This is a genomic window from Georgenia sp. Z1491 (genome assembly GCF_057652395.1).
Map to the genome: position 1 here is coordinate 3181295 of NZ_CM172729.1, position 13983 is coordinate 3195277.

Here is a 13983-nt window from a genome sequence, read left to right on the forward strand (position 1 = left end):
CTCGATGATAACAGGCCTCGAGAGCGATCGGGGCACCCGACCGCCGGCGGGGCGGGGAGAGGTCCCCCACCCCGGTCGTCAGCCGGCGAGGGGACGGACGCGGGCGCCGACGAGGTCCACCGAGGGCATGAGGACGCGCCAGCCGCTCGGGACGGCTGCCCGGTCGACCGGGGCAAGGACGAGCACGGTCGGTCCCGCCCCGGAGACGACCGCGGGCAGGCCTCGGGCCCGCAGGTCGTCGACGAGCGCGAGGGTCGCGGGCATCGCTGCACGGCGGTGCTCCTGGTGGAGCGTGTCCGCGGTGGCGGCCAGGAGCCGCTCGGGCGCGCCGGCCAGGGCGTGGACGAGCAGCGCGGCGCGGCCGGCGGCCCGCGCGGCGTCCCGGTGCGGCACGGCCGCCGGCAGCGCGGCGCGCGCGGTGGAGGTGGACAGCTGCTCGTCGGGGACGAGCACGGTGGGGTCGATCGTCGGGTCGAGGGCGAGCCGGACCGCGGTGGGTCCCTCGTCGTCGTCGATCCACGCCACGGTGGCGCCGCCGAGGAGCGCGGGTGCCGCGTTGTCCGGGTGCCCCTCGATCTCGGTGGCGAGCGCGAGGATCGCGCCGTCGTCGAGCGGCCCGCCGTCGTCCGCGGCCTCCTCGGCGAGGAGTCCGCGGGCCGCGAGGAGGCCGGCGATCACGGCGGCCGCGGACGAGCCCATGCCACGGCCGTGCGGGACCCGGTTGGTGCAGCGCAGCTCGAGCCCGACCTGCTCGGCGCCCGCGGCCTCGAGCCCGAGCCGGACCGCGCGCACGACGAGGTGGTCCTCGCCGCTGGGCAGGGAGCCGGCGCCCTCCCCTCTCACGTCGACCCGGGTGGCTCCGGTGGTGGTGCGCACCTCGAGGTCGTCGTGGATGCCGAGCGCCAGCCCGAGCGCGTCGAAGCCCGGGCCGAGGTTGGCGGACGTCGCGGGGACCCGGACGCCGACCGCGCCGGCGCCGACCCGGGTCACGAGCGGAGGCCGAGCGCCTCGGCCGCGGCCTCGAGCGTGCCGGGGACCTCGGTGAGGGCCATCCCGGTGTGCCCGAGCGCCGTCTCGGTGTCCTTGAGTCCGTTGCCGGTGACGGTGCAGACGACGCGGGCGCCGGCAGGCACCTCGCCGCGGCGCGCGGCGGCCAGGAGGCCGGCGACGGACGCGGCCGAGGCGGGCTCGCAGAACACGCCGACCTCGGCGGCGAGCAGCGCCTGGGCCTCGAGGATCTCCGGGTCGGTGACGGAGTCGATCCGCCCCGACGAGTCGTCGCGGGCGGCGACGGCGAGGTCCCACGACGCCGGGTTGCCGATGCGGATCGCGGTGGCGACGGTCTCGGGGTGCTCGACGACCGCGCCCTTGACGAAGGGCGCCGAGCCGTCGGCCTGCACGCCCCACATCTGCGGGACCCGGGTCGCGACCGGCGCGCGCCCCTCCGTGGTGCCGTCCATCGACGCCGCCGTCGTGCGGCCGGCGTACTCGTTGTAGCCCATCCAGTAGGCCGAGATGTTGCCCGCGTTGCCGACCGGCAGGACGTGGATGTCCGGGGCGTCCCCGAGGGCGTCGACGACCTCGAACGCCGCGGTCTTCTGCCCCTGCAGGCGGTAGGGGTTGACCGAGTTGACCAGCGCGACCGGGTAGGCGTCTGCCATCTGCCGCACGATGCGCAGGCAATCGTCGAACGAGCCGTCGATCGCGAGGAGCGTGGCGCCGTGGACGGCGGCCTGGGCGAGCTTGCCGGCGGCGATCTTCCCGGCGGGCAGCACGACGGCGCACGTCAGCCCGGCTCGCACCGCGTAGGCGGCCGCGGAGGCGGAGGTGTTGCCCGTCGAGGCGCAGACGACGACCTCGGCGTCCGTGGCGAGCACCTTGGTCATCGCCATCGTCATGCCGCGGTCCTTGAAGGAGCCGGTCGGGTTCGCACCCTCGACCTTGACCCACACCTCGGCGCCGGTGCGCTCGGACAGCGCGGGGGCCTCGACGAGCGGCGTACCGCCCTCGCCGAGGCTGACGGGACGGTCGTCCTCGACCGGGAGACGGTCGGCGTACTCGGTGATGATGCCGCGCCACGGCTGGGCCACGTCAGACTCCTTCGACTCGGCGCACGGGCAGGACGGCGCGGACCCCGTCCGCACCGGCGAGCTCGGCGAGGCACGCGGCGAGGGTGCCCTCGTCGGTGCGGTGGGTGGTGATCGTCAGCGTCGCGCTCTCCCGGCTCGCGGCGGGGTCCCGGTCGCGGTCCGACCCGCCGTCGTACGCGTCGTCGAACACGTCGTAGAGCTCGTCGCCGTAGGCGGTCGGGTCGGTGTGCGCGGCCTGGCGGACCGCCTCGATCGAGATCCCGTGGCGGGCGAGGACGGCGGCGACGAGCGCGAGCATGCCCGGTCGGTCGTCGATCTCGAGGTCGAACCGCGCGGTGATCCGCTGGGAGCTCGCAGGCAGGGGTGCGAGCCGGGCGTAGGCGGACTCCCGGGGAGCCTGCCCGCCGCGGACCCTGTGGCCTGCCGCCGCCACGAGGTCGGACAGGACCGCGGAGGCGGTCGGTGCGCCGCCTGCGCCCTGCCCGTAGAACATGAGCCGGCCCGCGGCCTCGGACTCGACGACGACGGCGTTGAACGCCCCGCGCACGGTGGCGAGCGGGTGGTCCGCAGGGATGAGCGTCGGCCCGACCCGCACGGAGATGCCGTCGGGCGAGGTCGTGCGCCGGGCGACGGCCAGCAGCTTGAGCGCGTACCCGGTCTCCTGGGCGGCCGCCATCTCCTCGACGGTGACGCCGCGGATGCCTTCGACCGGGACGTTCTCCAGGGGGACGCGGGTGTGGAACGCGAGGGACGCCAGCAGAGCAGCCTTGGCGGCCGAGTCGTGGCCGTCGACGTCCGCGCTCGGGTCCGCCTCGGCGAAGCCGAGCGCCTGGGCCTGGGCGACGGCGTCGTCGAACGTGCTGCCGTTCGTGGCCATCTCGTCGAGCACGTAGTTCGTCGTCCCGTTGACGATGCCGAGCACCTCGGTGACCGTGTCCCCCGCGAGCGACTCGCGCAGGGCGTAGACGATGGGGATGGCTCCCGCGACGGCGGCCTCGTAGTAGAGGTCGACGTCGGCGGCCGCGGCGGCGTCGTGCAGCTCGGGGCCGTGGGCGGCGACGAGCGCCTTGTTGCCGGTGACGACCGTGGCGCCCGCGGCCATCGCGGCGTGCACGAGCGCCCGGGGCGGGTCGATCCCGCCGATGAGCTCGACGACGACGTCCGCGTCCGCGATCAGGCCCTCGGCGTCCGTGGTGAGCAGGTCCCGCGGGATCCACGGCTCGCGCTCACGCTCGACGTCGGTGACCGCGATGCCGACGAGCCGCAGGGGCGCACCGGCCCGGGCGGCGAGGTCGTCCGCCCGCTCGTTCATGAGTCGGACGACCTGGGCACCGACCGTCCCGGCGCCCAGCAGGGCGACGCGGACCTCGGAGGGCGGGGTGGTCACGGGTGCTCTCACATCCTCGACGGTAGGGGCTGCGCCGCCGGGAGCCCGGGGGTGCGACGTCAGCATATGTGTGCGGGGCGCCGCCGCACCGGGCCGTCCGGGAGGGCACCGCCCGGCACGGACCCGGCGCGACGGGCGGTCAGTCCTCGTCGAGGGCGAGCAGGTCCTCGATCGTCTCGCGCCGGACCATCACCCGGGCCCGGCCGTCCTCGACGCCGATCACCGGCGGTCGCGGGACGAGGTTGTACTGGCTGGACATCGAGCGTCCGTACGCGCCGGTCACGGGCACCGCGAGCAGGTCCCCGCGGGCGGTGCCGGCGGGGAGGGCGACGTCGCGGACGACGATGTCCCCGGACTCGCAGTGCTTGCCCACCACGCGGGTCGCCACGGACCCGCCGTCACCGGGGCGCGACGCGAGGGCGGCCGTGTAGTCGGCGCCGTACAGGGCCGTGCGGATGTGGTCGGACATACCGCCGTCGACCGAGACGTAGCGCCGGGAGGCGCCGTCGTCGAGCGCGACGTCCTTGATCGTGCCCACCCGGTAGAGCGTGAGGCCGGCCGGCCCGACGACGGAGCGTCCCGGCTCGACCGACACGCGCGGCACGGGCGAGCCGATGCGGGCGCACTCGGTGGCGACGACCGCGGCGAGGGTGGCGGCGACGTCGTCGGGTGTGGGGCCGGCGGCGTCCGCGCCGGTGTACCGGATGCCGTAGCCGCCGCCGAGGTCGACCTCCGGCAGGACTCGGCCGGTCGCGGCCCGCACGTCCTCGCGCAGCGCGAGGACCGCGCGCGCCGCGGCCTCGAAGCCCGCGAGGTCGAGGATCTGGCTGCCGATGTGGCTGTGCAGGCCGACGAGCTCCAGGGCGGGCTCGGCGAGGATCTTCCCGACGGCCTCCCGGGCTGCGCCCGACGCGAGCGACAGCCCGAACTTCTGGTCCTCGTGGGCGGTGGCGATGAACTCGTGGCCGCCGGCATGGACGCCGGTCGTCACGCGCACCATGACGGGGGCCGAGGTGCCGCGCTCGGCGGCGATCATCGTCACCCGGTCGATCTCGGCGAGGGAGTCCACGACGATCCGGCCCACGCCGGCGTCGATCGCTGCGGCGATCTCCGCGTCGGACTTGTTGTTCCCGTGCAGCCCGATCGACGGCCCCGGGACGCCGGCGCGCAGCGCGGTGGCGAGCTCGCCCCCCGTGGAGGTGTCGACCCGCAGGCCGGCAGCGTGGACGATCCGAGCGACGCCGACGGTGAGCAGCGCCTTGCCCGCGTAGTAGACGTCGGCGCCCGCCAGGCCCCGCCCGGGGGCGAAGTGCCGCGCGAACGCGTCCGCCCACGCCTGGGCCCTGCCGCGCAGGTCGGCGAGGTCGAGGACGTAGGCGGGCGTGCCGTGCTCGCGGGCGAGGTCGGTCAGGGCGACGCCGCCGACCTCGAGCCCGCCGGCCTCGTCCCGCCGGGTGGTCGTCGACCACGGCCCGGCGGCACTGCCGTCGGGCTCCGGGGCGGCGAGCGTGGCGAGCTCGGTGCCGTGGTCGCTCACATGCGCTCCGGGGCGGAGACACCGAGCAGACCGAGGCCGGTCGCGACGACCTGGGCGGTGGCGTCGTTGAGCCACAGCCGGGTGTGGTGGGCGTCCTCGACCTCGGCCTCGCCGCGCGGGGTGACCCGCACGCGGCCGTACCAGTGGTGGTAGGCCGTGGCGAGGTCCTCGAGGTAGCGGGCCACCCGGTGCGGCTCGCGCAGCTCGCCGGCCATGGTGACGATCTGCGGGAACGAGCCGAGCACGCCGAGCAGGGCGGCGTCCGCCGGGTCGTCGAGGAGCTCGGGGACGAAGGCGAGGTCGCGGCGCACGCCGTGCTCGGCCGCGTTGCGGGCGACCGCGCAGGTACGGGCGTGGGCGTACTGCACGTAGTAGACGGGGTTGTCGTTCGACCGGGCCACGAGCAGGTCGAGGTCGAGGTCGATCGAGGTGTCCGTGGACGAGCGGGCCAGCGAGTAGCGCGCGGCGTCGACGCCCACGGCGTCGACGAGGTCCTCGAGGGTGACGACCGTGCCGGCCCGCTTCGACATCCTCAGCGGCCGGCCGTCCTTGAGCAGGTTGACCATCTGGCCGATGAGGAGCTGGAGGTTGACCCCCGGCTCGTCCCCGAACGCGGCGCACACCGCCATCATGCGGCCGACGTACCCGTGGTGGTCGGCGCCGAGCATGATGACCACCTCGTCGAAGCCGCGCTCGCGCTTGTCGAGGTAGTAGGCGATGTCGCCGGCGATGTAGGCCGTCTCGCCGTCGGACTTGACGACGACCCGGTCCTTGTCGTCCCCGAACGACGTGGTGCGCAGCCAGGTGGCGCCGTCGGCCTCGAACACGTGCCCGGCCTCGCGCAGGCGCGTGAGCGCCCGCTCCACGGCGCCGGAGTCGTGGAGGCTGTCCTCGTGGAAGTAGACGTCGAAGTCGACGCCGAAGTCGTGCAGCGCCGCCTTGATCTCGGCGAACATCCGCTCCACGCCGCGGGAGCGGAACGCCTCCTGCGCCTCGGCGTCCGGGAGCGTGGCGGGCTCGGGCCCGCCGGCGGCGAGGGCGTCGGCGGTGACGGCGTCGGCGATGTCGGCGATGTACTGCCCGCCGTACCCGTCCTCGGGTGCCTCCTGGCCGCGGGCGCGCGCGAGCAGGGAGCGGGCGAACCGGTCGATCTGGGCGCCGTGGTCGTTGAAGTAGTACTCGCGCGTGACGTCGGCGCCGGTCGCCGTGAGGATGCGGGCGAGCGAGTCGCCCACGGCGGCCCACCGCACGCCGCCGATGTGGATCGGCCCGGTGGGGTTGGCGGAGACGAACTCGAGGTTGATGCGCCGACCGGCGTGGCGCGTCGAGCGGCCGTAGCCCTCGCCCGCCTCGACGATCGTGCGGGCGAGCTCGCCCGCCGCGCCGGCCTCGAGCCGGATGTTGAGGAACCCCGGGCCCGCCACCTCCGCCGCCGCCACGCCGTCCTGCGCGGCCAGGCGGTCGGCGAGGTGCGTGGCCAGGTCGCGCGGCGCGGTCCCCGCCCGCTTCGCGAGCTGCATGGCGACGTTGGTGGCCCAGTCGCCGTGCTCGCGCTGCCGGGGTCGCTCGACCTTGACGGTGGACGGGACGGCGTCGGCGGGCAGCGCGATCGTTCCGTCGGCGGCGAGCGCCGCCAGCTGGGCGGCGATGAGGTCGGCGAGAGCTTCGGGGGTCACGGTCCCAGGTTAGTTCTGCGCGGGGGGCGCTCGGCGACGGGTGACGCCCGCGGCGGTGCGAGACCGACTACATGGTGCGGGCCCGCGGCCGGGGATGCCGACTACAGCGGGTGGGCGACGTACATCTCGTAGACGGGCCACGCCTCGCCGGCGAGCGTGAAGACCAGGCCGCGGCCGTTGTCCCACAGGTACTGCACCGGGGCGGCGGGGTCTGTGGTGTCGAGGATCCGCAGCGTGCCGGTGCCGTCGGTGTTCGTGTCCTCCTGCTGGCGCACGGTGGCGCCGGCGGCGACGAGCTCGTCCGCGAGCGACTGCGTGAACTCGTCGACGGCCTCCTGTGACGTGAAGCGGGCGGCGCCGTAGGACACCGAGCTCGTGCCCGAGGAGTACGTGCCCTGCCAGCCCTCGACGGCGCCGCCCGTGGTCGCGCCGTCCCACGTCTCCCAGTCGCCCGTGAGGGAGTAGGTCGTGGCCGCACCCTCGTCGTCGGTGTAGACGATGCTGGTCTCGATGCGCGGACCGAGGTCACGGTCGTCGAGGGCCGGCCCGCGTGCCGCGTCGAGGATGAAGGTGCCTCCGACGATGACGGCGAGCAGCACCACGGTCGAGACGATCATGGTGACGATGAGCCGGGTGTCGGACCGTCCCCCCGCCCGTACCACCATCCGTGCGCCCCTCGAGCTCGTCCCCACCGGCCGCGGCCGCGGCGCCCCGTCGGGACACCGGTGGACAGGGTACGTGGTCGGGAGCACTCCCAGCTGCGTCGGAGCGCGGCCCGCGGCGGGATAGGATGCTCGGGCGCCTGCGGGCGTATGCCCCCGTAGCTCAGTGGATAGAGCGTCTGCCTCCGGAGCAGAAGGTCGCTGGTTCGAATCCAGTCGGGGGTACTTTCGCGCCCACCCCACCCCGCGAGTGAGCGGACTTCCGCCCGACGAGTGAGCGGACCTCTGCCCGTGCGGACCCGCCGGACCCGCTCAGTGCCAGGGACCGCGCCGGTCCAGGACGTCGATGAGCAGGCTCGGACGGTCGGTGATGATCCCGTCGACACCCAGGTCCAGGAGCCGCTCCATGTCCGCGCGGTCGTCGACCGTCCACACGTGGACCTGCAGCCCGCGCCGGTGGGCCGCGGCGACGAACCGGGTGGTCACGACCGGGATCCCGCGGTGGCGCTCGGGTACCTGGACCGCGACGACGCCGTCCTCCGGCCCGGGCAGGCGCCGCACGAGCCGGTGGCCGACGACGGGCAGGACGGAGCCGACGACGAGGCGCGCCACGGACGCGGGCCCCAGCGAGGCGGCCACGTCGAGCCGCTCGCGCATGCGCGCGAGTCGGTCGTCGGAGAAGGCGGCGAGGCAGACGCGAGCTGTGGCACCGGCGTCGTGGAGCACGTCCGTGAGGGGCACGGCCACCTCGTCCGTCTTGGCGTCGATGTTGAGCCGGAGGTCGGGATGCGCGGCGAGGACGTCGACGAGCCGGGCAGGAGGTCCCCCGCCCTCGACGGACAGCGCGCGGACCTCCGCCCACGTGCGGGCCTCGAGGGGGCCGTCGGCCGTCGTCGTGCGCGCGAGGTCGTCGTCGTGGAAGAGGACCACCTCCCCGTCGGCCGTGAGCCGGGCGTCCGTCTCCATGACGACGCCGAGGGCGGCGGCGTGCGCCGCCGCGGCAGCCGTGTTCTCGGGCACCTCGTGACGGCCGCCGCGGTGGGCGATCGCGACCGGGCCGGGGCCGTCGAACACGTGGGCGACCACGGTCAGCAGGCCTCGGAGGGTTCGACGGCGCCGAGCGAGGCGAGGTAGTCGTTCGGTGCGACGGTCTCGCCGTCGACATGGACCTCGAGGTGGAGGTGCGGACCGGTGGAGTTGCCCCAGGAGCCGACGTCGGCGATGTGCTGGCCGGCGGAGACGGTGTCCCCGACCTGGACGTGCACGCCCGACGGCGACATGTGCGTGGACCAGGTCTCGAACGTGCGGCCGTCGACCTCGTGCTCGATGATCACCAGCGTCCCGGAGCGGCCCTCGATGCCCTCGCCGGCGTGCGTGACGACACCGTCGGCGACGGCGTGGATCGGGGTGCCGAAGGGGGCGGCCCAGTCGTCGCCGGTGTGGAAGCTCGGGGACCCGGTGATCGGGTGGGTGCGCCAGCCGTAGCCCGAGGTGTCCCGGTAGGTGCCCGACTCCAGCGGCCGGACCACGGTCTCCTCCGAGGCCAGCGCCGCACGGGTGCCCGAGGCGGCGACGTCGGGCGAGCACCGCAGCTCGGAGCGGGCCTCGGTGCGGCTCGCCGCCGCGTAGGTGGCGCGCGCGTCGGCTCCCCCGCTGGCGAGCAGCTCCGAGGAGACGGTCGTGCCCGTGTCCGCGCCGTCGTTGAGGACCGAGTAGGTCGGGGCGGTCAGCGCCTCCACCTGCGGGCCGGCCAGGAGCTGCGCCTCGGCGGTGGCACCCGAGTGCTGGAACGCCGGGAGGGCGACACCGAGGGTGCCGACCGCGGCGGCCGCGGCCACGACGGAGGTACGGACGGCCCGGGAACGACGACGCGCCGGGCGCGTGCGGGCCCGGAGCTCGCGTCGCGTCGGGTGGGCGCCGGACGGTGACCGGCGGGCGACGGGCGCGGCGTCCGCCGGGGCGTCGGTCGGCCGGACCGGCGTGGCCGGCCGCGCCGGCGTGGCCTTGACGGATGTCTCACGAAGGTCACGGCGACGGACACGGGGGGCGGCCGACCGTCCACCCTCGACGGCGGGCGTCGTACCGTCGCCGGCCGCGACCTCCCCGGCGGGCCCGGCCGCGTGCGTGGTCCGAGCGTCCTGGCTGGTCACCGCAGCGATCCGACCCTCGTGGCCGTGCGCCGCCCGCAGGTCCCGTCGCCTGAGCCGGGCGCTCGGGAGGGCGGGTTCAGACATGACGGCAAGGACCTCTCGCGGGGGTTGTCGGGCACAGGTCCGCGCCAGCGACATGGTCGGGCCACGTCTGGCAGCGGTTGATCACGATACGGTAACTGTCCCGGACCGGAGGGTCCAGGGGCTCGGGCGCCTCGGTGACCAAGCACACCCGCGCCGACGAGGCCGAGGCTACCGCCGGTCGGGCCCACGTCGGACCGGTCGTCCACAGGGCGACGAGGTCCACCGAGGCTGGGCAATCGGGACCATCGCCCGGCACGAGCGAGGGTGGGTCTTGACCGCTGCTTGACAACCGGCTCCTCGCGGGCTCCGTCGGCGGGTGAACTTGGCTCCGGAGCGGCCCGGGAGTGGGGTTCTGGCACCCGTTCGGCATACGCTGAACTGCGGCAGAACGCGCTCCCCCACGACTCGGAACAAGGCGGTTTCCCACGGTGTCCACCCAGGCTCACGACAACTTCGGCCCGAACGCATGGCTCATCGAGGAGCTGTACGAGAAGTACCGCCAGGACCCCACGTCGGTCGACGAGTCGTGGCAGACCTTCTTCGCCGAGCGTGACCCTGAGGGCCCGGCCGCCGGCACGCCCGTCCGCGCCGCCGGGCCCGGCACCGACGAGAGCGGCTCGGGCACGCGCACCACGGCCGGACCGGACGCGGCACGGGCCTCGACGGACGCCGCGCCGGCAGCGGGCGCCCCGTCGTCGTCGGTCTCCGACGACGAGACCACCAGCGACGACGCGACCACCTCGACCCCGGCCACGCCGAGCCGCACGGACCCCGACCGCGTCACCTCCGCCCCGACCCCCGAGACCCGCCCCTCCGACCCGCGCGGACGCGTGTCCGACTCGGCCGTGCAGGTCATCCGCGGCGACCTGCCGCCCGCACCGCCGGTGGAGGCCCAGGCCGCGACCGCCACCTACCGCGACTCGTCCAAGCCGATCGCCCGGTACAACACCGAGGGCGCGGAGGACGAGGTCGTCAAGCTGCGGGGCGCGAGCCAGCGCACGGCCAAGAACATGGAGACCTCGCTCGAGATCCCGGTCGCCACCTCGGTGCGGGCCGTCCCGGCCAAGGTTCTCGTGGACAACCGGCTCGTCATCAACTCCCACCTCGCGCGCTCCCGCGGCGGGAAGGTCTCGTTCACGCACCTCATCGGCTACGCGATGGTCGAGGCGCTCGCCGAGGTGCCCGACATGAACTACTCCTACGGCAGCACCGAGGACGGCAAGCCGGCCCTGGTCCGCCCCGCGCACATCAACTTCGGCCTCGCGGTCGACCTGCCCCGGCCCGACGGCACGCGCACGCTCGTCGTCCCCAGCGTGAAGAAGGCCGACACCCTCGACTTCGCCGGGTTCGTCGCCGGCTACGAGGAGCTCGTGCAGAAGGCGCGCACGAACGACCTCACGGTCGAGGACTTCCAGGGCACCACCGCGACCCTGACGAACCCGGGCGGGATCGGCACCGTCCACTCGATTCCCCGCCTCATGAACGGGCAGGGGGTCATCGTCGGTGTCGGCGCGATGGACTACCCCGCCGAGTACCAGGGCGCCTCGGAGCAGGCGATCGCCCGCCTCGGCGTCTCGAAGATCCTCACGCTCACCTCCACCTACGACCACCGGATCATCCAGGGCGCGGCGTCGGGCGAGTTCCTCCGGGCGATCGCGACCAAGCTGCTCGGCGAGGACGGGTTCTACGACCGCGTCTTCGTCGCCCTGCAGGTGCCCTACGAGCCCGTGCGCTGGAAGAAGGACACGGAGTTCGACGCCGAGAACGAGCTGGGCAAGCCCGCCCGGATCGCGGAGCTCATCCACGCGTACCGCTCGCGCGGCCACCTCATGGCCAACACGGACCCGATCTCCTACCGCCAGCGCCACCACCCGGACCTCGACATCACGAACTACGGGCTGTCCCTGTGGGACCTCGAACGGAAGTACCCCACCGGCGGCTTCGGCGGGAGCAACCGGGCCACGCTGCGGGAGATCCTCAACAACCTGCGCGACGCCTACTGCCGCACCGTCGGCATCGAGTACATGCACCTCGCCGACCGCGCCCAGCGCACGTGGTTCCAGGAGCGCCTCGAGCGGCCCTACGCCAAGCCGGACTCCGAGCAGCAGCTGCGCATCCTGTCGATGCTCAACAAGGCCGAGGCGTTCGAGACCTACCTGCAGACGAAGTTCGTCGGCCAGAAGCGGTTCTCGCTCGAGGGCGGCGAGTCGCTCATCCCGCTGCTCGACACGATCCTCAACGGCGCGGCCGAGGCGGGGCTGGACTCCGTCGCGATCGGCATGCCCCACCGCGGGCGCCTCAACGTGCTCGCCAACGTCGCGGGCAAGTCCTACACGCAGATCTTCGGGGAGTTCGAGGGCAACTTCGACCTCGCGGGCTCGGGCGACGTCAAGTACCACCTCGGCACGGAGGGAAAGCACGAGGCGCCCGACGGCGCGGTGACGAGCGTGTACCTGGCCGCCAACCCCTCGCACCTCGAGGCGGTCGACCCCGTGCTCGTAGGCGTCGTGCGCGCCAAGCAGGACCGGATCGACCTTGGCGACAAGGGCTACTCGGTGCTGCCGGTGCTCATCCACGGCGACGCCTCGTTCGCCGGCCAGGGCGTGGTCACCGAGACCCTCAACCTGTCCCAGCTGCCCGGCTACCGGGTGGGCGGCACGGTGCACATCATCGTCAACAACCAGATCGGCTTCACCACCTCGCCGGCGTCGTCGCGTTCCTCGTACTACGCCTCCGACGTCGTCAAGGGTCTGCAGATCCCGGTGCTGCACGTCAACGGGGACGACCCCGAGGCGGTCGCCCGGGTCGCCGAGCTCGCGTTCGAGTTCCGGGAGGAGTTCCACAAGGACGTCGTCATCGACCTCGTGTGCTACCGCCGACGCGGTCACAACGAGGGCGACGACCCCTCGATGACGCAGCCCGTGATGTACCGCCTCATCGACGAGAAGAAGACGGTGCGGACCCTGTACCAGGAGTCGCTCATCGGGCGCGGCGACATCACCGAGGAGCAGAGCGCGCAGGCGGTCGACGAGTTCCAGCGCACCCTCGACGAGGGCTTCGCCGCCTCCAAGGAGCGGGAGTCCCGCAGCGGCGGCGACTCGGTGGCCGGCCTCGAGAAGCCCTCCGCCCAGCAGGAGGACGCCGGCCTCATGGTCGGCTGGACGACCGCGGTCAACCGCGCGGTGGTCGAGCGGATCGGCGAGGCGCACGAGCGCGTGCCGGACGGCTTCACGCTGCACCCCAAGCTCAAGCAGCTCACCGAGCGGCGCGCGACCATGTCGAGGGAGGGCGGCATCGACTGGGGCATGGGCGAGCTCATCGCCTTCGGCTCCCTGATGATGGAGGGCACGCCCGTGCGGCTCGCCGGGCAGGACTCGCGCCGCGGCACGTTCGTCCAGCGCCACGCGGTCTTCCACGACCACGTCGACGGCAAGGAGTGGACGCCGCTGCGCTTCCTCACCCCCGACCAGGCCAAGCTGTGGATCTACGACTCCTCGCTGAGCGAGTTCGCCGCCATGGGCTTCGAGTACGGGTACTCGATCGAGCGACCCGACGCGCTCGTGCTGTGGGAGGCGCAGTTCGGCGACTTCGTCAACGGCGCCCAGACCATCATCGACGAGTTCGTGTCCTCCGCCGAGCAGAAGTGGGGCCAGTCCTCCTCGCTCGTGCTGCTGCTCCCCCACGGCTACGAGGGCCAGGGGCCGGACCATTCCTCGGCGCGCATCGAGCGGTTCCTCACGCTGGCCGCGCAGGACAACCTGCTGCTCGTGCAGCCCTCGACCCCGGGCAGCTACTTCCACTTCCTGCGCCAGCAGGCCTACGCGCAGCCGCGCCGGCCGATGGTGGTCTTCTCCCCCAAGCAGCTGCTCCGCCTCAAGGCGGCGGCCGCGTCGGTGGAGGACTTCACCGAGGGCCATCTCCGGCGGGTCATCGGTGAGGTCGACGAGCAGGTCCTGGCGGCCGGCGGCCAGGTCGACCGGGTGCTGCTGTGCTCGGGCCGCGTGTACTACGACCTCGCGGCGGCGCGGAAGAAGGCCGGCGACGAGCGCACCGCGATCATCCGCCTCGAGCAGCTCTACCCGGTCCCCACCGAGGAGGTGCTCGCCGCCCTCGAGCCGTTCGGCGACGCCGAGCTCGTGTGGGTCCAGGACGAGCCGGCCAACCAGGGTGCGTGGCCGTTCCTCGCCGCGAACCTGCACATCTCCGACCGTCCGATGAAGCTCGTCTCCCGCCCGGCGGCCGCCTCGCCGTCGGCCGGGTCCGCCAAGACGCACGCCGCGGAGAACGCGACGCTCATGGCGGACGCCTTCCGGCGCTGACCCGGGCCGCGGGTGGGCGTCCGCTCGTGCGGCCGCCCACGTGCGTGCCGGCCGCCGTGGGGCAGGATGGGACGACCC

The 13983-nt window shown here is 74.0% G+C and carries 9 protein-coding genes and 1 tRNA gene; 2 read left to right on the top strand and 8 right to left on the bottom strand.

Features of this window, described 5'->3' with window-relative positions:
* Nucleotides 1-78 precede the first annotated feature (78 nt).
* From thrB to AC24HA_RS14625, 6 genes are all read right to left on the bottom strand, one after another.
* On the bottom strand, nt 79-990 hold the full coding sequence (gene thrB / locus AC24HA_RS14600) for a homoserine kinase (RefSeq protein ID WP_425707870.1): 912 nt from the start codon (nt 988-990) through the stop codon (nt 79-81).
* Entirely contained in the window at nt 987-2090 is a 1104-nt protein-coding gene (thrC, locus tag AC24HA_RS14605) for a threonine synthase (RefSeq protein WP_425707869.1), read from the bottom strand. Before thrC ends, thrB begins: the two co-directional genes overlap by 4 nt.
* 1 nt (nt 2091) lies before the next feature.
* On the bottom strand, nt 2092-3402 hold the full coding sequence (locus tag AC24HA_RS14610) for a homoserine dehydrogenase (RefSeq protein WP_487563646.1): 1311 nt from the start codon (nt 3400-3402) through the stop codon (nt 2092-2094).
* 214 nt (nt 3403-3616) lie between these two features.
* Nucleotides 3617-5014: a diaminopimelate decarboxylase gene (gene lysA / locus AC24HA_RS14615; protein WP_425707867.1), complete on the bottom strand. Its 1398-nt coding sequence runs from the start codon at nt 5012-5014 to the stop codon at nt 3617-3619.
* Nucleotides 5011-6690, bottom strand: coding sequence for an arginine--tRNA ligase (gene argS, locus AC24HA_RS14620; protein WP_425707866.1), 1680 nt, complete (start codon nt 6688-6690; stop codon nt 5011-5013). The genes lysA and argS overlap by 4 nt, the downstream gene beginning before the upstream one ends.
* 101 nt (nt 6691-6791) lie before the next feature.
* Nucleotides 6792-7307, bottom strand: coding sequence for a hypothetical protein (locus AC24HA_RS14625; protein ID WP_425707865.1), 516 nt, complete (start codon nt 7305-7307; stop codon nt 6792-6794).
* 197 nt (nt 7308-7504) lie between these two features.
* On the opposite strand from AC24HA_RS14625, the gene AC24HA_RS14630 reads away from it, so the two are divergent.
* Nucleotides 7505-7577, top strand: a tRNA-Arg gene (locus AC24HA_RS14630).
* A gap of 87 nt (nt 7578-7664) precedes the next feature.
* On the opposite strand, the gene AC24HA_RS14635 is transcribed toward AC24HA_RS14630, so the two are convergent.
* Together AC24HA_RS14635 and AC24HA_RS14640 are read right to left on the bottom strand one after the other, a co-directional pair.
* Nucleotides 7665-8426, bottom strand: a complete 762-nt coding sequence (locus tag AC24HA_RS14635) for a glycerophosphodiester phosphodiesterase family protein (protein ID WP_425707864.1) — start codon at nt 8424-8426, stop codon at nt 7665-7667.
* Nucleotides 8427-8440: 14 nt separating this feature from the next.
* Nucleotides 8441-9586: a M23 family metallopeptidase gene (locus AC24HA_RS14640; protein WP_425707863.1), complete on the bottom strand. Its 1146-nt coding sequence runs from the start codon at nt 9584-9586 to the stop codon at nt 8441-8443.
* A 428-nt stretch (nt 9587-10014) separates the two neighbouring features.
* Here AC24HA_RS14640 and AC24HA_RS14645 point away from each other — a divergent pair, with 428 nt between their 5' ends.
* Complete coding sequence (locus tag AC24HA_RS14645) at nt 10015-13905, top strand: multifunctional oxoglutarate decarboxylase/oxoglutarate dehydrogenase thiamine pyrophosphate-binding subunit/dihydrolipoyllysine-residue succinyltransferase subunit (protein WP_425707862.1); 3891 nt, start codon at nt 10015-10017, stop codon at nt 13903-13905.
* Nucleotides 13906-13983: the final 78 nt, after the last annotated feature.